Annotated in this window: 28 protein-coding genes; 12 read left to right on the plus strand and 16 right to left on the minus strand. The window is 70.0% G+C overall.

Annotation, left to right across the window (positions count from 1 at the left end; all coding sequences use genetic code 11):
• Positions 1-37 precede the first annotated feature (37 nt).
• The gene (locus FLW16_RS10345; protein ID WP_142559762.1) at positions 38-1,234 is read right to left on the minus strand and encodes a hypothetical protein; all 1,197 of its coding nucleotides are present in this window, start codon (positions 1,232-1,234) and stop codon (positions 38-40) included.
• Positions 1,235-1,294: 60 nt separating this feature from the next.
• Here FLW16_RS10345 and FLW16_RS10350 point away from each other — a divergent pair, with 60 nt between their 5' ends.
• Positions 1,295-1,825, plus strand: a complete 531-nt coding sequence (locus FLW16_RS10350; protein WP_142559763.1) for a hypothetical protein — start codon at positions 1,295-1,297, stop codon at positions 1,823-1,825.
• A gap of 129 nt (positions 1,826-1,954) precedes the next feature.
• On the opposite strand, the gene FLW16_RS10355 is transcribed toward FLW16_RS10350, so the two are convergent.
• From FLW16_RS10355 to FLW16_RS10360, 3 genes are all read right to left on the minus strand, one after another.
• A complete protein-coding gene (locus FLW16_RS10355; protein ID WP_142559764.1) occupies positions 1,955-2,563 on the minus strand; it encodes a hypothetical protein in 609 nt (202 codons plus the stop codon).
• Between the two features lie 141 nt (positions 2,564-2,704).
• Positions 2,705-2,848, minus strand: coding sequence for a hypothetical protein (locus FLW16_RS43545; RefSeq protein WP_185949348.1), 144 nt, complete (start codon positions 2,846-2,848; stop codon positions 2,705-2,707).
• 155 nt (positions 2,849-3,003) lie between these two features.
• Entirely contained in the window at positions 3,004-3,234 is a 231-nt protein-coding gene (locus FLW16_RS10360) for a recombinase family protein (protein ID WP_260615142.1), read from the minus strand.
• Position 3,235: 1 nt separating this feature from the next.
• Here FLW16_RS10360 and FLW16_RS45075 point away from each other — a divergent pair, with 1 nt between their 5' ends.
• Positions 3,236-3,409 (plus strand): hypothetical protein, encoded by a 174-nt coding sequence (locus tag FLW16_RS45075; RefSeq protein WP_260615143.1) that lies wholly within the window; start codon positions 3,236-3,238, stop codon positions 3,407-3,409.
• Positions 3,410-3,426: 17 nt separating this feature from the next.
• On the opposite strand, the gene FLW16_RS10365 is transcribed toward FLW16_RS45075, so the two are convergent.
• The 3 genes from FLW16_RS10365 to FLW16_RS10375 form a co-directional block, all read right to left on the minus strand.
• Entirely contained in the window at positions 3,427-4,026 is a 600-nt protein-coding gene (locus FLW16_RS10365; RefSeq protein WP_142559765.1) for a hypothetical protein, read from the minus strand.
• Positions 4,023-5,084, minus strand: a complete 1,062-nt coding sequence (locus FLW16_RS10370) for a PASTA domain-containing protein (RefSeq protein ID WP_221890987.1) — start codon at positions 5,082-5,084, stop codon at positions 4,023-4,025. The genes FLW16_RS10365 and FLW16_RS10370 overlap by 4 nt, the downstream gene beginning before the upstream one ends.
• Positions 5,085-5,438: 354 nt before the next feature.
• Complete coding sequence (locus FLW16_RS10375) at positions 5,439-5,966, minus strand: SLC13 family permease (RefSeq protein ID WP_260615144.1); 528 nt, start codon at positions 5,964-5,966, stop codon at positions 5,439-5,441.
• A 178-nt stretch (positions 5,967-6,144) separates the two neighbouring features.
• Here FLW16_RS10375 and FLW16_RS10380 point away from each other — a divergent pair, with 178 nt between their 5' ends.
• Genes FLW16_RS10380 through FLW16_RS10395 form a run of 4 tightly spaced genes read left to right on the plus strand, consistent with a single transcriptional unit; the run spans position 6,145 to position 8,527 of the window.
• On the plus strand, positions 6,145-6,315 hold the full coding sequence (locus tag FLW16_RS10380; RefSeq protein WP_221890988.1) for a hypothetical protein: 171 nt from the start codon (positions 6,145-6,147) through the stop codon (positions 6,313-6,315).
• On the plus strand, positions 6,312-6,770 hold the full coding sequence (locus tag FLW16_RS10385; RefSeq protein ID WP_260615145.1) for a MarR family winged helix-turn-helix transcriptional regulator: 459 nt from the start codon (positions 6,312-6,314) through the stop codon (positions 6,768-6,770). Before FLW16_RS10380 ends, FLW16_RS10385 begins: the two co-directional genes overlap by 4 nt.
• Positions 6,767-8,200: an MFS transporter gene (locus FLW16_RS10390; protein WP_142559768.1), complete on the plus strand. Its 1,434-nt coding sequence runs from the start codon at positions 6,767-6,769 to the stop codon at positions 8,198-8,200. The genes FLW16_RS10385 and FLW16_RS10390 overlap by 4 nt, the downstream gene beginning before the upstream one ends.
• Positions 8,201-8,233: 33 nt before the next feature.
• Positions 8,234-8,527 carry a DUF1330 domain-containing protein gene (locus FLW16_RS10395; RefSeq protein WP_142559769.1) on the plus strand — a complete coding sequence of 98 codons (294 nt, stop codon included), beginning with the start codon at positions 8,234-8,236 and terminating at the stop codon, positions 8,525-8,527.
• A gap of 19 nt (positions 8,528-8,546) precedes the next feature.
• Here FLW16_RS10395 and FLW16_RS10400 read toward each other — a convergent pair whose 3' ends face one another.
• Positions 8,547-8,756 carry a hypothetical protein gene (locus FLW16_RS10400; RefSeq protein WP_142559770.1) on the minus strand — a complete coding sequence of 70 codons (210 nt, stop codon included), beginning with the start codon at positions 8,754-8,756 and terminating at the stop codon, positions 8,547-8,549.
• Positions 8,757-8,843: 87 nt separating this feature from the next.
• The gene (locus FLW16_RS10405; RefSeq protein ID WP_221890989.1) at positions 8,844-9,449 is read right to left on the minus strand and encodes a YdeI family protein; all 606 of its coding nucleotides are present in this window, start codon (positions 9,447-9,449) and stop codon (positions 8,844-8,846) included.
• Positions 9,450-9,583: 134 nt separating this feature from the next.
• On the opposite strand from FLW16_RS10405, the gene FLW16_RS10410 reads away from it, so the two are divergent.
• The 5 genes from FLW16_RS10410 to FLW16_RS10430 all read left to right on the plus strand — a co-directional run bounded on the left by FLW16_RS10410 (position 9,584) and on the right by FLW16_RS10430 (position 14,048).
• Positions 9,584-10,534, plus strand: coding sequence for a YafY family protein (locus tag FLW16_RS10410; protein ID WP_142559771.1), 951 nt, complete (start codon positions 9,584-9,586; stop codon positions 10,532-10,534).
• A 325-nt stretch (positions 10,535-10,859) separates the two neighbouring features.
• Positions 10,860-11,744, plus strand: a complete 885-nt coding sequence (locus FLW16_RS10415) for a DUF2268 domain-containing protein (RefSeq protein ID WP_142559772.1) — start codon at positions 10,860-10,862, stop codon at positions 11,742-11,744.
• A gap of 10 nt (positions 11,745-11,754) precedes the next feature.
• Positions 11,755-12,513: a MerR family transcriptional regulator gene (locus tag FLW16_RS10420; protein WP_142559773.1), complete on the plus strand. Its 759-nt coding sequence runs from the start codon at positions 11,755-11,757 to the stop codon at positions 12,511-12,513.
• Between the two features lie 93 nt (positions 12,514-12,606).
• Positions 12,607-13,452, plus strand: a complete 846-nt coding sequence (locus tag FLW16_RS10425; RefSeq protein WP_142559774.1) for a metalloregulator ArsR/SmtB family transcription factor — start codon at positions 12,607-12,609, stop codon at positions 13,450-13,452.
• On the plus strand, positions 13,449-14,048 hold the full coding sequence (locus tag FLW16_RS10430; protein ID WP_142559775.1) for a dihydrofolate reductase family protein: 600 nt from the start codon (positions 13,449-13,451) through the stop codon (positions 14,046-14,048). Before FLW16_RS10425 ends, FLW16_RS10430 begins: the two co-directional genes overlap by 4 nt.
• A gap of 285 nt (positions 14,049-14,333) precedes the next feature.
• On the opposite strand, the gene FLW16_RS10440 is transcribed toward FLW16_RS10430, so the two are convergent.
• Positions 14,334-14,747, minus strand: coding sequence for a nuclear transport factor 2 family protein (locus tag FLW16_RS10440; RefSeq protein ID WP_142559776.1), 414 nt, complete (start codon positions 14,745-14,747; stop codon positions 14,334-14,336).
• A 106-nt stretch (positions 14,748-14,853) separates the two neighbouring features.
• Between FLW16_RS10440 and FLW16_RS10445 the strand changes: the two genes are divergently transcribed.
• Complete coding sequence (locus FLW16_RS10445; protein WP_142559777.1) at positions 14,854-15,357, plus strand: MarR family winged helix-turn-helix transcriptional regulator; 504 nt, start codon at positions 14,854-14,856, stop codon at positions 15,355-15,357.
• A 136-nt stretch (positions 15,358-15,493) separates the two neighbouring features.
• On the opposite strand, the gene FLW16_RS10450 is transcribed toward FLW16_RS10445, so the two are convergent.
• The 6 genes from FLW16_RS10450 to FLW16_RS10480 all read right to left on the minus strand — a co-directional run bounded on the left by FLW16_RS10450 (position 15,494) and on the right by FLW16_RS10480 (position 23,291).
• Positions 15,494-15,796 (minus strand): hypothetical protein, encoded by a 303-nt coding sequence (locus FLW16_RS10450; RefSeq protein WP_221890990.1) that lies wholly within the window; start codon positions 15,794-15,796, stop codon positions 15,494-15,496.
• Between the two features lie 303 nt (positions 15,797-16,099).
• The gene (locus FLW16_RS44435; RefSeq protein ID WP_221890991.1) at positions 16,100-16,633 is read right to left on the minus strand and encodes a tyrosine-type recombinase/integrase; all 534 of its coding nucleotides are present in this window, start codon (positions 16,631-16,633) and stop codon (positions 16,100-16,102) included.
• Between the two features lie 642 nt (positions 16,634-17,275).
• Positions 17,276-17,935 (minus strand): response regulator transcription factor, encoded by a 660-nt coding sequence (locus FLW16_RS10465; protein ID WP_312847127.1) that lies wholly within the window; start codon positions 17,933-17,935, stop codon positions 17,276-17,278.
• Positions 17,929-19,005 carry a sensor histidine kinase gene (locus tag FLW16_RS10470; RefSeq protein ID WP_142559779.1) on the minus strand — a complete coding sequence of 359 codons (1,077 nt, stop codon included), beginning with the start codon at positions 19,003-19,005 and terminating at the stop codon, positions 17,929-17,931. The genes FLW16_RS10465 and FLW16_RS10470 overlap by 7 nt, the downstream gene beginning before the upstream one ends.
• A 1-nt stretch (position 19,006) precedes the next feature.
• On the minus strand, positions 19,007-20,422 hold the full coding sequence (locus FLW16_RS10475; RefSeq protein WP_142559780.1) for an alpha/beta fold hydrolase: 1,416 nt from the start codon (positions 20,420-20,422) through the stop codon (positions 19,007-19,009).
• A 433-nt stretch (positions 20,423-20,855) separates the two neighbouring features.
• A complete protein-coding gene (locus FLW16_RS10480; RefSeq protein ID WP_221890992.1) occupies positions 20,856-23,291 on the minus strand; it encodes a Tn3 family transposase in 2,436 nt (811 codons plus the stop codon).
• Positions 23,292-23,318 lie beyond the last annotated feature (27 nt).

A 23,318-nucleotide genomic window follows, 5' to 3' on the forward strand; every position in this document is an offset into this window, starting at 1 on the left:
CGGAAGGCAAGGGGCCGGAGGAGTCGACGGAGCGTCGTCACGGCCCTGGCGGGGGCTCGGAAGCCTCCTGGCGCAGCCGCAGCTCGGCGGCGACCGCGCGTTCGCGCAGCTGGGCCGCCTCGGCCCGGGCCACGTCGAGCTGCGCGCGCAGGTCGGCCAGCCGGGCCCGTTCCAGCGACAGCTCCGCCTGGATCCGCTCCCGCTCCGCCGTGGCGCTCCGGGCGTCCTGCCCCGCCCGGGCGGCCTCCGCGTCAGCCGCGCCGGCGCGCGCCTCGGCCTGCGCCGCCTCCGCGCGCAGCCTGGCGGCCTCCGCGACGGCCTGCTCACGGGCCGCCTCCGCCGCCTCGGCCCTGGCCAGCACCCGGTCACGCTCGTCGTGGGCCTGTGCCACGGCCCGGTCGCGTTCGGCCTCCGCCCGCGCGACCGCGCGGTCGCGTTCGGCCTCGGCCGCCTGGGCGCGGGCCAGGGCGGCGGCACTTGACTGCTCGGCCTCGCGATGCGCGCGGCGGGCCAGCTCCGCCTCCGCCCGCGCCGCCCGCGCGCCGGCCTGCGCGTCGTCGCGTTCCTGAACGGCCTGCTCGGCCTGCTCCCGGGTCAGGCGGACCTCGGCCGCGGCCTGGTCCACCCGGTCGGCCAGTTCGCGTACGGCCTGCTCGCGGGCGGCCTCGGCGATCTCGGCCCGGCGTACGGCCTGGTCGGCCTGCTGCCTGGCCCGGCGTTCCGTGCTCGCCGCCTCCCGCAGCGCGGCCAGGGCCTGCTCGCGCGCGGTTTCCGCGTCGGCGAAGGCGGTGTCCCGCTCGCCGTAGGCCTCCTCCATCCGGCGGCGGGCCTCCTCCGCCTCCCGCCGGGCCTCCTCGGCGGCCTCGCGGGCCAGCCGTACCTGCTCGAGCGCCTGCTCGCGCTCGGCGCGGGCGATGGCGACGCTGGTGTGCGCCTCGGCCTGGATCGCGCTCAGCTTCGCCTCGACCCCCGCCGGGCTCAGCTCCTGGGCGAGCACCTGCGCCAGCGGCTCGATCGCCGCCGCCAGGCCTTTCTCCATGCGTTCGTACAGGTCCTCCACGCGCGCCAGTGCGCCCTCCAGGCCCGGCGTGGCGCGGCGGAGCTCCCGCTCCCTCTTGGCCGCCGCCTGGCAGTCGCCGTCCGGGCAGTACTCCCGCGGCCTGCCCCGCCGGGCCGGTTGCTCGATGGGTGCGCCGCAGTGCTTGCACGCGGTGATGGTCACGGAGGTCGTCACAGCGGCCCAGCGTAGCGAATTTCTGAATTTCTGGAAATAGAAAACAGAAAAGGACATCCGTTGCGCGACAAAGCTGCTCGTATCACTTGGGAGATGGGTAATTCTCGCAAGCTATCGAACGCGGGTGGTCCCCCGGCCGCTTCCCTGAGCGTCGAGCGGCTCCGTTTCGCCGCCCAGGAGATCGCCGCACGTGTCACAGATGAACTCGCCGACGAGCGCGAGCGACGCGAAGCTGACCGTGGCATCCGCATGATCGGCAAGGAGGAGCCGACAACCGCCGACGACCTGGCCGCCGCCATGGAGGCCGCCCGTACGGCCAGCGCGGGCGACACGGGAGCGCTCGCCCACATGACCCGGCACGCCGATCCGGAGGTGCTGCGCACTTCGCTCGCTGAACGGCGAGCTGAGGCCACCCGCGCCGCCAAGCGGCTTCGCACGACTGATCACCGGTCCATACGCCGGAGGCCACGCTCGTCAGCGGCGCGCCCAGCCCTGCCGCTGGTGTACTGGTCCGCCCGCGCAGGCTGGTGGAGGCCGGGCGGGCTGGTGGAGGCCGGGCGGGGGCACTCGTCCAGGTCCGAGCGAATCTGAGGGTTCCGGTGCCTCGCTCGACTCTCTCAGGCTCCCCGTTCTGCCCGGCGCCGGGCGCAAATGACGGCCCAGGCCAGGTGGGCGGGGTCGGCTCGGTGGCGGGCCGGGCCGGCCCCGCGGGTGTGGGGGTTAGAGTCCGCCGCGTTTGGAGGGGAAGGCGGTCAGTCGTGCCACGACGGTGTCGGGGCTGTCCGCCTCAACCAGGTTGACCGGCTTGGCCAACTGGTACAGGTCGCCGCGGGCCGGGTACTGGGTGAGTGTCGCGGTGAGGATCATGGGCTCCTTGGTGGTCAGCGTGAGCGGCTCGCTGTCTGGCCGCGTGAAGGTGGCGCAGAAGGGCAGAACGTCTCGTTCCTCAAGCCGTGGCGGGAATTTCTGCGTGAGCCGCAAGGTGCTGGCCGCTTCGGTATCGATGTCGCACTGCTCGAAGACGACTGAGGTGTCGGAGTCGGCTTCGCCGGAGACCCGGAAACCGACGGTGCGCAGCCGCACACTGTTGACCGGGTCGTCGGGGTTGGGCTCAACGCGCTGCTTGATGCCGCCTCTGAAGTCGAGGGAGAACGTAGTGCCGTGAAACTCCAGCTTGCTGTTGAGCGCGAGCATCGAAGAGGGGATCTCCGCGCCGATGGGCGGCAGCCCCGTTCGGGCCGTCGCAGGTGGCGCGGCGGCCATCGCGGTCGCTGCGGCGGACAGGGAAACGACACCGGCGGCGAGAGCCTGGCGTAGGGGGGCGAGCATTGGATTCCTCCATGTGGTTGCGGTGGGGATGCGGCTGCTTGACCCGGGGGTCAGTTCTCGGTACGGCTCGGGCGGCCAGAGCGACGCCGTCCCTGGCGGTGCGAGGCGGCTGGGGGCGGCGTCGTGCCTGGAGAGCGGGTGCTAACCCTCATCGACGCCGACCGAGTTCACCTGGAGCCGGTTTTCCCCGTCGGCGCTGGCCGCGGTGGCTGGCGCGAGGGTGAGCGAGCTGGTGAGCAGACAGGCGGCCACCGCCAGCGTCCGACCGGTCAGCGTGAGTGCCATCGAGCCTCCTGAGCTCGTGAAGATCCAGTAAGCCCATATCTACCACCGCTGATTACTTACTGTAACGGGATATGTTACTTACAGTAGTCATCCTGCATGTGAGAGGCTGCACCTCTGTCACGGGCGTGGGTCCTCTGCGGAAGCGACGAAGGGGATTAACGGGCGACACGCAGGTGCCGGCGCCGGCCGTCGGTCGCCTCGCCGCCGACACCGCCGCGTGCGCGGGCGGCGGCCAGGCCCGCACGGGTGCCGGAGATGATGAGTTCGCGGATGAACTCAGCCAGGGCGGCGAAGACGTGGAAGACCAGGCGGCCCACCGGGGTGGTGTCGAGGCTCTTGTGCAGTGAGGTGAAGCCGACCTCGCCCCGACGCAGGTCGGCCACCATCGTGATCAAATTCTGGTGGAGGCGTGACAGCCGGTCCACAGGGGACGACGAGGGTGTCGCCGGGCTGCATGAACGCCAGCGCCGCAACGAGCTCTCCCTGACCGAATACGAGCTGGACGAGCCGGCGATCACCTGGTGTCGAGCCGGCGCCGTTGTCCGCGCCACGCTGGGCTGAACCGGTCGGAGACGCGGTCAGAAGGGTCGCCGGGCCAGCAGGATTCCGGCGCCGAGGGGAACGGCGACGGCTGGGATGCGGATCGGCATCTTCCTCTCGCCGATCTTGAATCCCTCCATTCCCCAGCTCACCGCGACCTCGCAGTCCCCGCCGGGATGGAGAGTCACCAGCCGCCCGTCACGGATTCCCGCGTGCAGCAACCCGATCGTGAACGTCAGGTCGACGGAGATCGTGATCGTGAGCACTTTGCGCTCGTCGGCGTAGACCTCGACGTACGGGCGGTGCTCCGAGGTGATCGAGTGCTCGGCCAGACGGACCTGCGAGGTCTTCCCACGGCGGCCGTCATCGTGACTGCGCACCGCGGCGGCCCGCAGTTCGCGGGACTTCTGCCACCCGGCCGCCAGGACCGTCCCGAGAGTGATCCCGTGGAGCAGGCCGGCGCCGGCCTCGGGCAACTGCGCGACGAGTTGCCCGGCGAGGACCGGGGCGTCGCGGCAGATCGTGCTCATCACCTGGGGATCGCGGACGACGCTTGCCGCCGCCGCCACCGCGCCGCGCGCGCTGTCATAGAGCGCGAGGGCGGCCGTGCCCGGATTCGGGTTGATGGTCAGGTTCATGACAGGCCTTCCCGGATCTCCTGCCGGCCCGGGTCCGCGACAGCGTGAAGACGTACGGCTGGGCGGGAGTCGCGGCTCTCGTGGATCCACACGTTCGGGGACGGGTCGGCGCGGGAGACGAGACGCACCTCCCGGCGGCGGTCGTGGTCCCGGTCAGGCGCGCGCCGGCCGCCCCAGGCCTTCCATCCGGCGAGGCCGAGGAGCGCGGCGGCGACCACGACGACGGCGAGCCCCGGCGGCACACCGAAGTCAGAGCCCGTCTCCTCGCCGGAGAGCGCCACCGTCGGCACCGCCTCAGGGCTCGCCTCGGGCGACTCCTCCGACCGCGGCGACTCCGATGGACTCAGTGAGGGACTGTCGTCCGGGCTCGCCGGTGGACTCACAGGTGGGCTTACCGGTGGGCTCACGGACGGGCTCACGGGGGACACTTCGCTCAGGACGACGTCGATGGCATCGCCGATGGTCAGCTCGGCTCCGCCGGGAGGGTTCTGGTCCTCGACGATCTGGTCGTCGTGCGCGTCGTCTGCTCCTCTGAGCGTCAGCCCCCGGTCCGCCGCCATCTGCCGCGCCTCCTCGACCGTACGGCCGATGAGGTACGGCACCTCGGTCGAGCCGTCGAGGAGCAGGCTGACGGCCTGCCCGTAGGCGAGCCGCCCGCCGGGCGCGGGAGTCTGCTGGGCGACCTTCCACTCGCCGGTGGCCTCCGGCTGCCGGGTGGTCACGCCGAACCCGGCCTTCTCCGCTTCGGCGGTGGCCGCGGTCAGCGTCATCCCGGTCAGGTCGGGCACCTGCCCTTCCAGGTAAATTCGGACCCCACTGATTTTGAATTCGATGCACGACACCGTCTCCGCGCTGCTCACGAAACTCGTCCCGGGAGGAACGGGATCGGGCACGGTCACGACCCCATAGCCGAAATGGTCGTGGAGCGTCTCGTACGCCTGCTCGTACGTCTGACCGGTCACGTTGGGCGGGGGTGGGCAGCTCGTGGCCTGCGCCGGCGTGGCCCAGAACGCGGCGGCGGCCACGGCGAGAGCCGCGATCAGGCGTACCGGCATCATCGTCTCCGGAACGAGTCGGGGTTGTCCGAAGGGAACGGGTCGGGGTCGCCCGGACGGGACGCGCCGGGTTGTCCGAAAGGAACGGGGACGGGCTTCCCCAATGACGGGCTTCTCGAACAAACGTTGCGAAGAATCGCGGTCAGCTCGCCTAAGTATCCCCCTACTCATATGCGCGACCGCAATTCCCTGGTCCGATGAGCGGACCGGGGGTGCGATTTCCGCGATCAGGCCGAAATGCGCATATAGGCAAAATTGCCGGAGCTGTCGGGCGATCGCCCAAGCGATGAGGTGCTCGGGGGCGTGCTCCGGCGCCCAGGCCCCCGGGCCCCTCCCCCTGCTGATGCCCCATGATGTTTACGTACTTCGGCTCCATCGAGCCGGGCTCGGAGCAGGTAGCGCAACCAGAGATACGGCGTGGCCGGGGCCACGGTGACGACGGTGACCACCAGGCCGTACTTGGTGAACTCCCAGAAGCTGATGCGCGCGCCGTTGCGCTCGGCGGTGCCGAGGATGACGACGTTGGCGGAGGCACCCGACGGCGGTGGCGTTGCCGCCGAGGTCGGCGCCCAGCGCGAGGGCCCACCTCAAAACGTTGTGGTCACCGGGCATGTGCTGGGCGAGGTCGGCCACGATCGGGCTCATCGTGGCGACGTAGGGGATGTTGTCCACGATCGCCGACAGCCCGGCCGAGGCCCAGAGCAGCACCATGGCCGTCACTCCTGGCCGCCCGGCAGTCGCCTCCACCGCCGCCCGCGACACCTGGGCGATCACGCCGGTCTCGACGAGCGCGCCGACCATCTCGAACAGCCCGGCGAAGAACACCAGCGTCGGCCACTCCACCTCGCGCAGGACCTCGTTCGTGGTGATCTTGGTGACCAGCACGAGCAGCCCCGCGCCGAGCGGCGTGAGGCCGCCGTGCTGTCAGGCAGCCGCAGCATGCTGATCAGAATGATCACGATCTTTCCGGTTCCGCCGCCGTCGCAGGCGGCTCGTCCCTTCACGGTTGCTGTGGAAGAGGATTGGGCGGGGAGCACTGCTGCCGCAGGACTATCAGCGGCTGGTGGCCATCGTGCGGGAGGCGGCCGGGCCGGTCACGGTCCGGGCCGTCGGCGAGGGGCTCGGCCTGCCGGTCGAGGTGCGGGGCAAGCTGGAGCCGCTGCGGGCGAAGCCGAACCGGCTGGCCGACATTTCCATAAACTATGAATATAAAAAGGTTATGCTTCGAGCATGAGTCGTCAAGACACCGCTCCTGGCGCGTCCGCCGCCATCGCGGCAGCCCTCTACGGCCTGGCCACCAGGGCCGCGAGACGCCTGCCCCGGGACATGAGCCTGACGTCCGCCGCCACCCTGGCCACCCTGGACCGGACCGGCCCGCGGCGCATCACCGATCTGGCCGCGGTCGAGGGCGTCACCCAGCCCGCGATGACCGCCCTGGTCCGCGTGATGGAGGAGTCCGGCCTGGTCGAGCGGCGGGGCGACGCGTCCGACAAGCGGGTCACGCTGGTGTGCCTGACCGAGGCCGGCGCCTCCTATGTCCGGACGCGGCGCCAGGCGGGCGTCCACGCGTTCGAGCGGTTGATCGACGAGCTCACCGGCGACGAGGTCGAGGCGCTGGTGGCGGCCCTTCCGGCGCTGAAGCATCTGGCAGAGCTCGAAAGCCAGGACCGCGAAGGGCCAAAGCAGTGACCGGGCAGCCGGTCGGCGGGGGCGCGGTGAAGGCATTCCCGGTGGCGCGTTCCGAGGCGCGGCTGCTGGTTCCTGCCCTGGTGTTCGTCGCTTTGGTCGTGGCGGCGGTCGCCAGCCTCGGGACGCCGCTCATCACCAGCGTGGCGACCTCGTTCCGCGTCTCGCTCGGCAGCGCGCAGTGGACGCTGACCGTCGCGCTGCTCAGCGGCGCCGTCGCCACGCCGGTCCTGGGCCGGCTCGGAGCCGGCCCGCACCGGCGGGCCGCGATCCTCGCCACGCTGGCGGTCGTCGTCGTCGGCAGCGCGCTCACCGTGCTGCCGCTGCCGTTCGCGTGGCTGCTGGCCGGCAGGGCGGCCCAGGGCGTCGGGCTCGGGCTGACGGCGCTGATGATGGGCGTGGCCCGAGACCACCTCCCCGAGGAGCGCAGCGCGGCCGTGATCGCCCTGATCTCGGTGGTCTCGATCATCGGGGCCGGCGTCGGCTACCCGCTGGCCGCACTGCTCGCCGAGCTCGGCGGGGTACGGGCCGCCTACGGCCTCGGCCTGGTCGTCACCGCCGCCGCCCTCCTGACCGCGTGGCGCTCCGTGCCCGAAGCCCCCGAAGGCCGCTCCGCCCACGTGGACGTGGCAGGCGCGGTCGTCCTGGCCGCTGCGCTGCTCCTGGTGCTGTTCCTCGCCGGCGAACGGAATCTGTGGAGCCTGCACCTCGCCGTGGCGGCGGGCCTCGCCGTCGTCGCGGTGGTGCTGCTCTGCGTCTGGGCCGTCATCGAGCTGCGCAGCACGACGCCCCTGGTCGACGTGCGGGCGGTGCGGCACCCGGCGGTCGCCGGGGCGAACCTCGCCATGTTCGTCGGCGGGATCGGCATGTACCTCCTGCTCACGCTCATCACCCGGTACGCGCAGACGCCGCACGGCGCCGGCTACGGCTTCGGGCTGACGACCTTCGTCGCCGGGCTGGTGCTCATCCCGTTCTCGGTGCTGGGGTTCGTCGCCGGCAAGCTCACGCCGCGGGTCCGGACGCGAATCGCCGACCCCCTGCTCCTGGCCGGCAGCGCCGTCGTGGTCGGCGGCGGGTTCGCCCTGTTCGCGGCGGCCCGGTCGGACCTGGCCGAACTGTTCGCGGCGATGGGCGTGCTCGGCTTCGGCGTCGGCGGCTTCTCGGCCGCGATGCCCGGCGTCATCCTGGCCGTCACCCCCAAGAGCGAGACGTCGAGCGCCATGAGCTTCAACTACGTCGTCCGCAGCGTCGGGTACTCCCTGGGCAGCGCCACCGGCGGCCTGATCCTCGCCGCGGGCACCGGCCCCGGCCACCTCTTCCCCGACGACAGCGCCTACACCACCGCGGCGCTGGTCGGCAGCGGCGCCATGGCGATCACGACGCTGACAAGCCTCGCTCTCGCCCGCCGACGCCCGTCCGAGACCAACCCGTAAGTCAGATGCACTCATCCCAGCACTGGAGGTTCCATGCCCAAGGGCTACTGGGTCAGCGTCTACCGCACCATTTCAGACCCTGAGAAGCTGGCTGCTTACAACAAGCTGGCCGGTCCGGCCGTCAAGGCCGGGGGCGGCCAGACCCTCGTCCGTGGCGGTCGGGTCGTGGCGCATGACGCCGGACTCGCCGAGCGCACCGTCCTGGTCGAGTTCGACAGCTTCGAGCAGGCTGTCGCGGCGTACGAGAGTGCGGCCTACCAGGAGGCGCTGGTCGCCCTCTCCGACGGCGTCGAGCGCGACTTCCGCATCGTCGAAGGCATCGACTGACCGAGGTCCAGTCGGATCTTCACTGAAGATCCACCATCTTGGTTTGCGCTCGCTGACAGTCCTGTGGCAGCACGTCCGGGTCGATACCGGCGGCGCGGGCCGGGATCAGCAGCACCGACCGGCCGCCCACCTGGACCTCCGGCGCCGGCGGCGCGAGCGACAGGTACTCCCCGAAGCCCTGCTCGCTGATCCGCTGCACGACCCCTTGTTGCGCCGAGCCTGCGCCCATGACGGGTTCTTGGGGCTGGGTGAGGTTCCGGGTCTGGCCGAACGCCGAGCCGCCATGTGCGTGGGCGTGGAGGAGCGAGGCGGGGATTCAACTGTCGAGGGCGCGCTTTTGCGGGTGGATCGACTCGCCGCGGGCGAGCATGTCGACGAACTGGGTGATACGGCGGGCTCGGGTCTCGGCGCGTTTGGCGTTCGCGATCCGATAGAGAATGGCGTAGCGGTTCTGGGACGTGAGGATGTCGAACATCGCTTGTGCCTGGGGGTTCGCGGCCAATGCGGCGGCCAGGTCGGCTGGTACCTCGATGCCGGCTTGTCCCGCGTAGGCCGTGTCCCAGCGGCCGTCGGCCTTGGCGCGTTCGACCTCGGCCATTCCGGCCGGATGCATCCGGCCCTCGCTGATCAGACGGGTGACGATGGAAACGTTCCGCGCTGACCAGGGACTTCGCCTTCCGCGAGGGGTGAAGCGCCGGCAGAAGGTGATCTCGTCCCGCCGTCGTAGCCGACCATCGATCCAGCCGTGGCACAGGGCTTCATCGAGCGCCTGGTCATAGGTCAGGCTGGTGGGCCGGGTCGTGTTCTGCTTGGCGAGGACCAGCCACACCCCTGCCGAGCTGTCGTGGTGCCTGCTGAGCCACTCCCGCCAGGCTCGGACATCGGTAACGGTCAGTTCCGGTAGTTCGTTGCTCATCGTCATGCGCCCCTGATGATCATCAAAGGTATGGTCGTCGTCGTAATGGACTTTTCGGCCGAGGAGTTCTCGGTCATGCCGGCGACGTTACGGTATGACCCGGTCAAAAACGGTCCTGGTTATCGAGGAGACTGTTAGCCGTGGTCAACACCTCGGCGCGGCTGCTGCGGCTGCTGTCTTTGCTGTCAACGCGGCAGTCCTGGACGTGCGCTGATCTTTCCGCCCAGCTGGAGATCACGGAACGGACGGTTCGCCGGGACATCGCCCGGCTACGTGAACTCGGCTACGGCGTCGAATCGGAGATGGGCCCATGGGGCGGCTACCACCTCGGGCCCGGAACCAGCATTCCGCCACTGATTCTTGACGAGGAGGAGGCCCTCGCGGTCGCTGTCGGGCTGCGCACCGCCGCCTTCAGCGGAGTCTCCGGCAGCGACCAGGCAGCCCTGTCGGCGCTGCTGAAACTACGCCAGGTGCTGCCGGCCGGGATCGCAGGCCGGCTCGGCGAGCTGGACGCGGCGTTCACTCACACCGCACGACCCGACGACAGCCAGATCTCCCCCGCGCTGCTGCTCGATCTGGCCACCGCGTGCCGGCGAGGTGAACGCACCCAGTTGACTTACCGCGACAGGGCCGAAACGACGTCCACCCGACGAGTAGACCCCTACCGGCTCATCTACACAGGCCGCCGCTGGTACCTCCTCGCCTATGACCTGACGCGGCAGGACTGGCGCACCTTCCGTACCGATCGCATCGTCGATGCCACAGCCACCGGGCAGGCCACTGCCCTGCCCGACCCGCCAGAGCCAGCGCAGATGGTCAGCACGGGCATCGCGCTGAGGCCCTACCCGGTGCGGGTGACCATCCGCCTGGCCGTACCGGCCGATGAGGCCCGCAGGCTGGTGCCGCCAACGGTCGGCGTCCACCGCCCGGACGGCGATGACGCCACGATCATCGACATCGGCGGGCCAGACGCCGACGGCCTGGCCCGCTACCTGCTCAGCCTCGGTCGGCCGCTCCAGATACTGCACCCAGAAGAGGTCCGCCGGGCATTCCTCGCCCGCACAAAACAACTCCTCGAGGACAACCAGTAACACGAACACCCGCCGGTCGCGGACACGGCTACCTGCAGTGACGGATGTCGCCGGCCACCACGAGGTGCGACTGCGATCTTGACTGTCTGAATCGAGGTTCCCTCAGCGAGACATCCCTTGGGTGCAGGTGTCGGGACGGCCGAGCTCGTCCTCGACCGCACCAAGACGACGGGGACGACGGATGTTGAGATTCCGGATTAGCGCAGGTCTGCGATATCCGTTGTTTTTTCGGCCAGGACTACCGGAACCCCCTTCCTGTCACCGCAGGACGGCACGCCTCCGCATGGTTGACCTTGACGCTGCGTCAACTTCTAGCATCGCGGCCATGTCGATCACTGTTCTTGACACCTACTCCGTCATGAGGCGGATCCTGCTTGCCCCGGTCGCGGACCGCGTTGACCTGCTGCGTTCGATGCTGGAGCCCATCAGGGGCATGTACCGCTACCACCCCGGTGAGGTCGACCTGGTGGCCATGCACCTCGAAGCGTCCGGGTTCCCCGTCGACCGCGACGAGAAGCGTTGCCTCGACGCGCTCGAAACCCTGGCGGCGGCCGGAGCCTGGGAGCGGATGCAACGCGCCCTCGACGACGCTCTCGCCGTACTGCTGGAGGCGACGCCGGGATTGAGGGCCCCGGACATCACCGTGCTGTTCGTGCTCGGCGATCCGGGTGACGAGCACTTCATGGGTCCCTGCCAAGGAGTGACCGGGTTCGGCGGAATCTCGGGCCACATCGTGATCACGCTCTGGCCCTTCCCCGAGAACGTGGAGCGGCTGGAGGCCACCGCCGTGCACGAACTCCACCACAACCTGCGGTTCGGCCCGGGCGGGGTCGTGTGGGACCCGAGGACCGTCACAGTCGGCGATCACATCGTCTCCGAGGGCCTGGCCGATGCCTTCGCCCGCCAGCTCTACGGCGACGAGCTCGGCGCCACCCGCATCGGCGTACCGCACCTGCACGACGACGAGATCTTCGGCAAGGTGCTTACCGGGCTCGACGTGACAGGCATGCAGAACTTCACCGCCTGGGTGCACGGCGACCCCAGCGCCGAGCGCTTCGGCCTCACCCCGGTGGGACTGCCGATGGGCGCCGGGTACGCCGCGGGCAACCGGCTGGTCGACACCTACCTGGCGGCGACCGGTCAGACGGCAGCGCAGGTCCTGCACGCCGGCAGCTCGGAGATCATCGCCGCCACGCTCCCCCGCGGGTGACACTGAAACGATGGAGTGGACGATCCAGGAACTCGCGGCGAGGGCCGGCATCACCAGCCGCACCCTGCGTCACTACGACCGCGTCGGGCTCTTGGCCCCGTCCCGGGTCGGCGCGAACGGGTACCGCTACTACAACCCCACCGCGGTCGCCCGGCTCCAGCGGATCCTGCTCATGCGCCGGCTCGGCATGGGCTTGCCGGCCATCGCCAAGGTCCTGGCCGACGAGGTGGACACGTGCGACGGGCTCCGCGCCCATATCGCCGCACTCGAAGAGGAACGCGACCGCGTCGAACGGCAGATCCGGTCGGTGCGTCACACGCTCGAGGCCCTGCAGGCGGGGGCGGAACCGCAGATGGACGTCATGCTGGCGGGGTTCAACGACCACTACAAGGACGAGGTGATCTCGCGCTGGGGCGAGCGCGCGTTCCAGGTGAGCAACGACTGGTGGCACGGCAAGACCCTTGACCAGCAGCGGGCCTGGAAGCAGGCCGCCGAAGACCTCGTCGCCGCATGGGTCGCCGCAGCGAAGGCCGGGGTTTCTCCGACATCGGAACACGCGCAGTCACTGGCTGCCCGGCACGTCCAGTGGCTGAGCCAGATCCCAGGCACCCCCACGGCCGACGGCGACCGGGAGCGCTCGATCGAGATGGTGAAAGGCCTGGGGAACATGTACGTCGACGACCCCCGCTTCACCGGCATGTACGACGACGCCGCGGGGGCGATGTTCGTCCGCGACGCACTGCAGGCGTACGCGCAGAGCCGGATGTAGCTCCTGCGGCTCGCGGACATGACCAGTTCTGCGAGGCGGATCCTCGAAGTTATTCCTTGAAACGAATATTCGCTACAGCGAATACTTCTCTTCGTGGACGCACTCCTCACCGCGCTGGCCGACCCGGTCCGATGGCGGCTCGTGACTCTGCTGGCCGAGCGGCCCCGGCCGGTCGGCGTCCTGGCCCAACTGGCCGAGGCTCGCCAGCCGCAGACGACCAAGCACCTGCAGACCCTTGAACGCGCCGGCATCGTCACCTCCCGGCGCACCGGTCAGCGCCGCATCTACGCGCTCCGGTCCGAACCCCTGCGGGAGCTCGCGGCTGCGCTCGGCCGGCTCGCCGACACCGCCGACCAGGTCGGCGGCCCACGCGAGACCTACGATCACTACGGGCTCAGCCTCCACGCTGAGCGGATCGCCGCGAAAGAGCCGGGATGGGCCGACGGCCGCTCGTTCGGGTTCCACCGGTCGCTGGCGGGGCAGCCCGAGCTGGTCTGGCGCCACCTGACCGACGCCTCCCTGCTCGCCCGCTGGTGGACGCCGGACGACCTGCGTGTCTCCGAGCTCGTGTTCGAGGCACGACCGGGCGGACGGATCACCCATGAGTACCGCGACGCCGAGGACGCCGACGGCTCGGACCTCCTCGCCGGGCGCGCGGAGGGAGTCGTCGACGAAGTGCGTCCCTGCGAGCACCTCGCCTACCGGCTCTCCCCGCTGCTTCCTGAGGGCGGCCGCGCCTTCACCGCCCACCTCGACCTCGACCTCAGGCCAACCGACAGCGGTACGGACCTCGACGTCCTGTTCCGCATCGCCGACAGCACCGTCGAATCCGCTGACTTCATCGCAGGCATCGAGATCGGCTTCGGCCAGAGCCTCGACAAGCTCGCTGCGACTCTCGCCGCGAATGCACACCACACCGACACACGGACCACGCAATGACCAAGCCGACCGGCCGCAGGGTCACCGCGAACCTGAGTCTCACCCTCGACGGGCGTTGCCACGGTCCCGGCGGGCCCGGCGATTTCGCCGCGTTCGCTCCGTACGTGGTCACCGAGGTCGCGCGAGACCACATGAACCGCATCTGGGAGAGTGCGACGACGGCGGTGCTCGGCCGGAACAACGCCGAGGGATTCATGGGCTACTGGCCATCGGTCGCCGAAGACGAGAACGCCGATCCGCGTGACCGCGGATACGCCAAGTGGCTGGTCGACACGGAGAAGGTGGTCTTCTCGACCACCTTGACGGAGGCGCCGTGGGAGCGCACCCGCGTCGTGAACGCTCCCGCCGCCGATGTCGTCACCGACCTCAAGGCCACGGGCGGGGGCGACATCCTCGTCAACGGCAGCGCCAGCGTCATCAAACCGCTCCTGTCGGCGGACCTGCTCGACCGGCTGTACCTCATGATCTTCCCGGAGATCGCCGGAGGCGGGCGGCGGCTGTTCGACGACGGCCTGCCGGCGACGAAGTGGACGCTCACCCACCAGGAGACCGGCAAGCTGGGCGAGATGGCCATGGTCTACGACCGAGTCCGCTGAGCAGGCCGCTCAGGGCCAGGTTGCCTCAGTGATGAGGTGGGCAGCCGACCGAGATCGCCCTGATCGGGATCGCGAACACCCTGGGACTCTCCGTGCTCGAACGCGCCCGCGAACACGCGATGCTGTGCGCTCGGGCTCACCCGCAGGCAGCTACGGCGGATGCCGGCGACCGAGGCGGTGCTGCTGTCGGTGGTGGCCACCCTGCTCGGCACCGTGATCGGCGTCGGGTTCGCGTGGATCGGCTGCGAATCGCCCGCCCCCCGGTACGTCCTTGGCCCCGGGAGATCAGTTCTCTCGGGTCCAGGCGGGAGTGATCCGCTGTTCACGGATTCGCCAGCCTGCCGACGTCCGTACGACAGTGGAGGTTGTTCGCAGGCCGCCTGTGAAGTGGGGTGCCTGGCCTTCGCGGTAGTAGAACACGAGCGAGTACGCCGAGGCAGCCGCCTGATCGCCGTCGACCTCTACCAGCAGGTCAGTGGTCAGGTGCTGGGTTTGCTGCCCCTCGACCTCGCCCTGTCGCATGAACCCGACGACCTTGTCGATCCCGCGGAGTTCGCCTCCGCGCGGCGAATGCACCTCCACATCGTCGGCGAAGACGGTGTCCGCATCCTGCCATCGCTTCTCGTCGAGCAGGCGCGCGAAGCGGGTGAACAGGTCGGCGATCTCGATACGGTCGGCGACCAGGGTATCCGTGGACATGACGCCTTCTTTCGTTCATAGATTTAACGTTTATCTGTCTAACGTTTCTGTCCCGAACGAATATATATCGTTAGCCGGACTAACGCAAGGAAGATAGGATCGCGGCATGACCAGCAGAGCCGAAGCCGTGGACATGCCTCACGACGGCGAGACGAAGACGCCGGAGAGGCTGCGCCGACGTGCCAGCCGCCTGCTCTCAGGGGTGTCAACGCAGTCGGACCGGCTGGTGAACGAGGGGCTGGCCCAGGTCGACGCCCGCAAGTGGCACTACGCGGTGCTGGCCTCGCTGCAGGAGTTCGGCCCGGGCAGCCAGGCGACACTCAGCCGGCGCACCGGTATCTACCGCAGCGACATGGTCGGCGTCCTCAACGAGCTGGCCGAGCGCGGCCTCGTCGAACGGATGCCGGATTCCGACGACCGCCGCCGCAACGTCATCACCATCACCGCTCAGGGCCGGCGGCGCCTGCGCCGCCTGGACAAGGTTCTGGACGACCTCCACGACGAGCTGCTCGCCCCGCTGACCCCTGCAGAACGCGACCAGTTCGTGCAGCTGCTCACCCGCCTGCTGGACCACCACACCCAGCGGGCGCCGCACCCCCTCACCTCCTAGTCCTCACGCCTTGGCGCAGTGAACGAAACGCCGTGTATGGCTTCGCGCTCGCCGAAGCGCATGCACAGCCACCAGGGCTGGGACAGGGGGGGCGCTCCGGATGCCCGCGCCATCGCTGGGCCGGCACTACCGCGAGTTAGCGGGGCGTCCCTTCGCGCTCGCTTCGTCGGGCGAGGTGCTGGAGTTGCCGTTCGTGCACGCCGGCCACCCAGCCGTACGTGGCCGATGGGCCGATCCGCGGGTCGCTGGGAACCTGGGCGTTACGCAGGGCGTGCACGTACGCGCGATCCTGGTCGATCCGTGCGCGTACCTGATCAGCTCCGCCGACGGACCCGTGGCCGGGGACGAGGACGTCGACGTCGTCCGCCGCGCCCTCGAGCAGCCGCAGCGCGGCGAGGTAGTCCTCGATCGAGTCCGCGGTGTCGTTGAAGTCGAGCATCGGAATCAGGACACAGAAAGCATGTCGCCTGCGACGAGAACGCCGCACCCCTCGATCAACAGCGCCGCATGGCCCGGGGCATGCGCCTGATGCTCGGTGATCCGGACGTGAGGGCTGTCCAAGGGGTCCCGGTAGCACTGAAGAAATTTCCAACGAAGTAGCCTCTGACCTGGATTGATGCGGACCCCTATGGCTAAGGTCTCGATTCGCTTACGGTGTTGACCATGAGCGACGACAAGCCGGAGTTCGGGTACGGCGCGGGCGGTCTCCTGATCGCGTTCGCTCCAGCGCGTGGCGTGGGAGTCAGCAGGGACGGCGGCGCTGGGCGGGATCGGCTTCGGCGGTGATGCGCGCGGAGGTCTCCTCGCCCAGGCGCACGTAGCGGCCGAGGCTGGCCAGGTGCTGGTGGCGGCTTTTGGCCTGCAACTCCGGGGCGGTCCGTCCGGCCTGCGCGAGATGCTGCAACGCGCTGTGCCGGAGCTGGTGCAAGGTCCATCCCTGGCGGTGCGGATCCAGTTCGGCGGAGGCGGTCTTGAACAGGTACTCGGCGCGCGGGTAGGACAGCCGCCCCCGCCCGGTGATCGGGCAGATGTCACCGCGCGCGGGGGCGCGAGAGCCGGACGTGGGGGCGCGCCGGTCGGCCAGGAACACCGGCCCAGCGGTGCGGCCGGTCAGCAGGCGGGGCAGCAGCCGGGCGGTGGCGGTGGCCCAGTGCACGTACTCGATGGCGCCGCCCTTGGAGACGATCCGGGCGCGGCGGAACTCCAGGTTGAGGTCCTCGATGTTGAGGCTGAGGATCTCCTCGGCGCGGGCCGCCGTGTCATACAGGAGCTCCACAGCACCCTCTCCCGCAGGGCGTGCGCGGGGTTGGTGAACAGCTTGTCCAGCCGGGCGGCTGGGATGGCGCGGTCACCGCGCCGGGCGGGCTTGCGGCGCTCCAGCCGCCGGGCGGGGTTGGTCGCGAGGAGGTCCTGGCGCTGGGCCCAGGTGGTGAAGGAGACCAGCGCGGACAGGTGCCGGTTCCAGGTGGCGGCGGCCGCGGTCGTCCAGCGCTCCATCACCGCGGCGTACTGCTCGGGCGTCAGCGCGGCGACCGGATAGTCCAGGCCGGCCACGGCGGTCAGGCGGGCGAGGGTCTCGGTGTAGCTGGTGCGGGTGGTGGCCGCCTGCATCGACTCCAGGAAACGCTCGACGGCGGCCGCGATCGGCGATCCGGTCGCCGGGCCGGTGGCGGGATCGGCCGGTGGGGTCGGGTGAGCGGGGAAGGCCACGACGGACACGGGCGACCTCCGGACAGGCGATGTGACACATAATGTAGCGGAGTCGCCGTCGCTGCGGCGAATGCCGAGCTGGGCAAACACAGCCTAACTGCCGCCCATGTGAGAGATAATGCAAGTTCTGTGTCATATATCGCGATGAGGCAAGCGCTCATCGTCGGATGTTCGTCTCGTGGGACAGGGGTATGAGACCGGCGGACGGTCAAGGTGCATCGCGGGTGACGATCCCGTGTTCGTATGCGTAGATCGCTGCGTGCACGCGGGTCCGGAGGCCGAGTTTGGTGAGGATCCGGTTGACGTGGGTTTTGACCGTGCCCTCCTCGATGGTGCACGCGGAGGCGATCTCGCCGTTGCTCAGTCCTCGGGCCAGGAGGCGTAGCACGTGGTGTTCGCGCGGGGTCAGTAGGTCGAGTTCGGGGGTGGCGGGGCGCGGGGACAGCGCGGCGAAGCGGCTGATCAGGCGGCCGGTGACCTGTGGGTCGATCAATCCCCTGCCCTGGTGCAGCTCGCGGACCGCCGCGACGAGCACGTCGGGGTCACTGTCCTTCAGCAGGAAACCGGCCGCTCCTGCGCGCAGCGCGCCGAACAGGTACTCGTCGAGGTCGAACGTGGTCAGGGCGAGCATGCGGGGGGCGGAATCTACGGCGGCGAGGCGGCCGATGGCGGCGATGCCGTCCATGCCCGGCATCCGCAGATCCATCACCACCACGTCCGGCCGGCGCAACAGCGCCTGGTGCACCGCCTCGGCGCCGTCGGCAGCCGTCGCGATCACGTCGATGTCGGGTTCGCCGTCGAGGATGAGTCGCAGCGCCTCCCGCGCCGCCTCCTGATCGTCGGCGACCAGCACCCGGATCGTCACCACGCGTTCCCTTCCCTGGGCAGGTCGGCGCGGACCCGCCAGCCGCCCGTGTCCATCGGTCCCACCGACAGGGTGCCGCCGAGCAGGCGCACCCGTTCCCGCATGCCGCGGATGCCCCGTCCCTCGGCCTGGGGCGCAGGGGCCGGGGCGCCGTTGTCGCAGATCTCGATGCGCAGGCCGCGGTCGTCCTGCCGCAGGTGGACGGTGACCTCGGTCGCGTCCGCATGCCGTACGGCATTCGTCAGCGCCTCCTGGACCACCCGGTAGGCGGTGTGATCGACAGCCGGCGGTAGCGCGTCCCCGGTCCCGGAGCGGCGCACGGTGACCGTCCGGCCCGCGCTGGTGAGCCGTCCGGCCAGGCGCTCCAGGTCGGCGGTGCCGGGCTGGATGGCGGCCGGGTGCTCGTCGAGCGTCCGCAGCAGGCCGCGCACCTCGGTGAGCGCCGCCTGCGACAGGTCCGAGATCGTCCGAAGGGCCTGCTCGGCGGGCGCGTCGCGGGGCGCCCGCCGGGCCGCGGCGGCCTGCAGCCGGATCGCGGTCAGGTGGTGGCCGACGCTGTCGTGCACGTTGCGGGCCAGCCAGGTACGCTCCTCGGCCAGCACCCGCTCGGCCTCGGCCCGCTGCAGCCGCAGCGACTGGTCGGCCCGATCGCGGTGCAGCCGCAGCGCGTAGCCGGTGGCCACTGGCGCGACGCTCATGATCACTATGCTGCTCAGCTCCGGGACGCCCTCGCCTCCCATCACCGTCCCCGTGCCGAGAATCCAGCACGTGGAGACCGCCAGCACCAGCCCCGGACGCCGCGGGCGGTGGTAGACCGCCGTGCAGAACAGGGCCATCGTGACCAGCATCCCCTCCCAGCGGTGCAGTTGCGCCATCCCGGCCAGTGCGATCACCGCCGACGTCGCGGCGGCGGTCAGCGGCAGCACCCTGCGGGTCAGCAGAGGGAGGCTCACTCCGGTGCTGAAGACAGCCAGGAGCGGCAGGTCGGCCGGGACCCGCCGATGCAGTGCCGTCAGCAGCGCCGCGGCGCTCGCGGCGCCGGCGACGAGCAGAATCTCCCTGCGCCAGTGCATGTCACGATGATGCCGGACCGCAGGTGGTGCCCGCGGGCGGGAGTTGCCCGGTGGTCAGGTAGCGGTGCACGTGGCCGCGGACGCAGGGGTTGCCGCTCCAGTAGAGCGCGTGCCCGCCCTTGGCCGCCAGGTAGCGGGCACCGTCGAGTTGCGCGGCGACCCGGCGTCCGTAGGCGGGAGCGGCCGTGTCGTCGTACTCGCCGTTGGCGATCAGGATTGGCGGCAGGCCGCGCGGGCGGATCGCATGGGGCGGGTAGGACGTCTTCCCGGGGAGCCCGGTGCAGAGGCCGGCCATCGGCCAGGCCGCAGTCCAGCCGATGCGCGGCGCGGTCTTTCTCAGCCGTGCCTCCATGGCCTTGACCTCACGGTATGCGGTCGGGAACGGGAAGTCGGCGCACATGGTGATCCTGCTGAGGTCCGGGTCGGGCGCCCCGGCCAACGGCTTGGCGAACCGGGTGGCGTCACCCGCGTCCGCCTCGGCCAGGGACGTGGCCAGGTCGGGCCACGTCGCGTCGAACGAGACGGTCACGCGGGAGGCGATCAGGGCCGCGCTGGCCATGGCACCCGCTCCGGCACCGGGCGCGGGAATGGGCTGTTCGGCGGCGCCGGCCATGACCTCGTCCCACACCTTGAGCACGTCGCGGCCGTGCAGCGCGCACCTTCGGTCGGTGTCGCACCACTCGGCGAAGCGGTGCAGGTTGTCTTCCTTGACCTTCGCTCTGGCCAGGACCCATTCATCCCACGACCGGTTGGTGTGGTCGATCAGGCTGTCCAGGTACATGCGGCCGACATGGGACGGGAAGTACTCGGCGTAGGCCACGCCGAGGACGCCGCCGTAGGAGTTGCCGTAGTAGTTCAGCTTTCGCTCGCCCAGCGCCACCCGGACGGCTTCCAGGTCGCGGGCTCCCTGCCAGGTGTTCAGGTTGCCCTTGAGCGGGCCGGCGGCTTCGGCGCATCCCAGGCCGAAGCGGTGATTCTGCTTCGTGTACTGGGCGAATGCTGCACGGTTGGTGAACACCCATTGCCCGTTGGCGGGATACGGCGCCGGTCGGGGACAGCGTACCTCGGTGCTCGCCTCGAACCCGCGCGGGTCGAAGAGCACCACGTCGAACCAGGTCGTCAGGTCGGCGAGGGTGTCCTTGACCTGGCGCAGGATCGAGATCTGCTGGGCGGGGCCGCCCAGGTTGAGGACGAGCGTGCCCTTCCTGGTGGCCGGGTCACGCGCGGGGAGCTTGGCGAGCCCCAGCGTGATTTGCTTCCCTTTTGGAGCGGCCCAGTCGGCGGGCACGATGATCTGGTCACATTGCAGGCCGTCTCCGCAGTCCTGCCAGGACAGCCCGGAGTCCGCCGCCGCGGGCGTCCCCGCTGCTACGGGGAGCAGCATTGTGCCGAGCACGGCAATGATCGTCTTCTTCATGGCCCCTCAGCCTGGCCGAGTGGCATGCCGCCAGTCGTCCACCTTTCGATAGATCCTCACGCGTGCGCACCGGCGATCACCTTCAAGGGATGGTTCACCGCCTGCGCCGCACGTCGGTCAGGCGATCCGGCTTCATGCCGACGCTCCGCCACTGGAGGTTCCGTGCCGGCTCCAGATCGAGGTCGACCGGCATCAGCCGCGCTCGGCGGACCTGGCCGCTTCATGTCCGGCGTCACCAGGAACGAGCGCACCGTCATGTTCGACGCCGAGACCATGACGGCCGCCTACGGCATGCTCCAACTCATCGTCGCGCTCTCCCAGAACGGGCCGTAAGCACGAGGGGGTGGCCCGCGCCCGGGCGCCGGCCACCCCCAGATCAACCGCCTGCGCCATCTCCCTTCATAAAGCGCGGCGCAGGGCGTGTCAGGGCGTGTCAGGGCGTCAGCCCTGGCTCGCGCAGTTGCGCGGGCCGCAGTGGCCGCCATCCGCTGGTGTCGAGTTTGGCCAGTTCCGCCTCGACGTCGACGTTGATGACGCCGAAGAAGTTGATGTTGTCGCTGTGCCCGGGCGAGATGTGCGACAGGATCTCGTCGCTCACCTCCCGGCCCTGGGAACGCAGCTCCAGCACCGCTCTGGAATAATATTCGGTCGTCCACGCGATCACCGCGTTGGTCAGCAGCGTCAGGCACCACGCCTGCTCCGTCTGCTGCTCCAGGTGCGGGCGGGTGATCGTGCCCTGCTGCGCGTAGTGCAGGTCCCGGCGCAGCGCATGCAGGCTCTCGCCCTTGTTCAGCTGCCTGGAGATCTTCCTCCTGAACACCGGGTCCGACAGGTACTTGGCCAGATGCACGGTCCTTCTGAGTATGCCCCACTCCTTCAGCGCGGCGGCCAGGGTGTTCTGCCGGGAGGCGGCCGACCACTTGCCGACGATCAGCGAGGCGGTGGCCTGCCCGTACTTCAGCGACCCGGCCATGCGCAGCAGATCGGGCCAGCAGCCGGCGATGAGGTCCTCGTTCCAGCGCGCACCCAGCAGCGGCCCGGCGTGCGGGTAGCGCTTGGCAATCTCGGTCGGGGTGTGGTCCCGGACCAGGGTGACCCGGGTCAGGTCCCGCAACCGCGGGGTCAGCGCCTTGCCGACCAGGTCGAACAACGCAAAGTTGATCAACGTCGCCCCGTGACTGTCGGTCGCGTGCTCGGCGATCGGCAGGTCGGTCGCGTTGCCCAGGAAGTCGTCCAGGACGTAGTGCGCCTCCCGCGCCGTCGGCACGATGATCTTCGTGCCGTACGTTGACCACTGGTCGGAGACATGGGTGTAGGTGGACAGCACCTGGCCGCCGTGAATGACCATGTTCCGGCCGGTCACGGTCTTACCGCGGACGGGGAAGCGCTGGCCGTCGGAGGAACTCATGGTGCCGCCGCCGAACACCTTGGCCAGCTCCAAGCCGTAGTGGTGGTCGACGATGACCGTGTTGGCCTCGCGCAGTGTCTCCTCCCGCACATACCACTCCATCGTCCAGGCCAGCACGTCGTAGGACACCCCGCACGCCTCCGACATCCGGGCCAGGCCAAGGTTCGTGGACATCGCGATGAGCACCGCCAAGATGTTGCGCTTGGTCTCCACGGACGTACTGAGCTTGCGCCCGCCGGCGTGGGTGAAGCAGTCCAAAAAGTGCGTGCGCGCGTCCAGTTCGATCAGCAGCGAGGCGATCGGCGCGAACGGCAGCATCCCGGCCAGCTCGTCCTTCAGCGCCTTGGCCTCGGCCGACACGTCCTCGGCCGACAGCGGCGGCACCACCAGATGCTCGTCCTCATCCAGCCGGACCATGCCGGTGTCATCCGGCAGCGCCTGGGCCAGCGTCTTCTCCAGCTCCTGCAGAGCCGTGTGCAGTTCCTCCTTGCCCTGCTCCAGCGCCTGGGCCGCGCCAGGCGGCTTGCCCACCAGGCGGCAGTACTCACCGCGCCGGGGCACCCACTGCTCGGGTGTGTACAGGTAGGTGGCCGGATCGGCGTAGCGGCGCGAGCCGGGCACGAACACGTCCCCGCTGCGCAACCCGTCCCGCAGGGACAAGATCACGCACAGCTCCCAGAAGTGCCGGTAGGCGGTGTCCTCCCCGGACTTGCGGGCCTTGGCCAGGTAGTCGGCGTACTTGGCGGGCACGAAGCCGGCCGTCGCCCCCGGCGGGACCTTCCGGCCGCCGAGCCGGTTCATCTCCCTCAGGATGGTCACGGCCTCCATCAGCTCGCCGGTGCCCGGCCCGCCTTGGAAGTCGATCGCGGCCAGCACGTTCGGGGTGAACTGGCGCAGATAGGTGTAGGAGGACTCCAGCTCCGACAACCGGCCATGGTCGCGGGGCAGCGGCTTCCACGCATCAGAGGTGATCTCCCGCAGCCGCTGCATGCCGATCCGCTCGCGCAGCATCCCGCCCACCTCATCGTCCGGGATCGACGGGTCGGCCAGCACCGGCAGGATCAGCTCCATCACCAGCTGCCGGGCCTCGCCCTTCTTGGCCCGCTCGACCAGCGCCTCATCCGTCTTCGACTTCGCCCGGGACTCCCGCGCGCTGACGGCCTGGTCGAACAGGGCCACCACCTCATCGAGCTGGTCGACCGCGGCCTGGGTGACGAACGCCAGCAGGATCGGGAACTTGCGCTCCTTGCGCCGCTCCAGCCCCTGGTTCGTCGAGCGGCGCGCGACCTGGGCCAGGAACCGCCGACGCTCGTTCGGCAGCACCGACACGTCCATCTGATGGGCGTCGATCGCGCGTAGCCAGGTCAGCTTGTCGATCGCGGTCTTCACCGAGGTCGCTGAGGCGTCCCGGGCCGGGCTGACCAGCCACTCCAGCCGGGTCATGCCCAGCCCCGCGTCCACCACCAGCTCCGTTCCAGGTCGGCGCGG

Source organism: Microbispora sp. KK1-11, assembly GCF_006874435.1.
Classification (GTDB): Bacteria; Actinomycetota; Actinomycetes; order Streptosporangiales; family Streptosporangiaceae; genus Microbispora; species Microbispora catharanthi.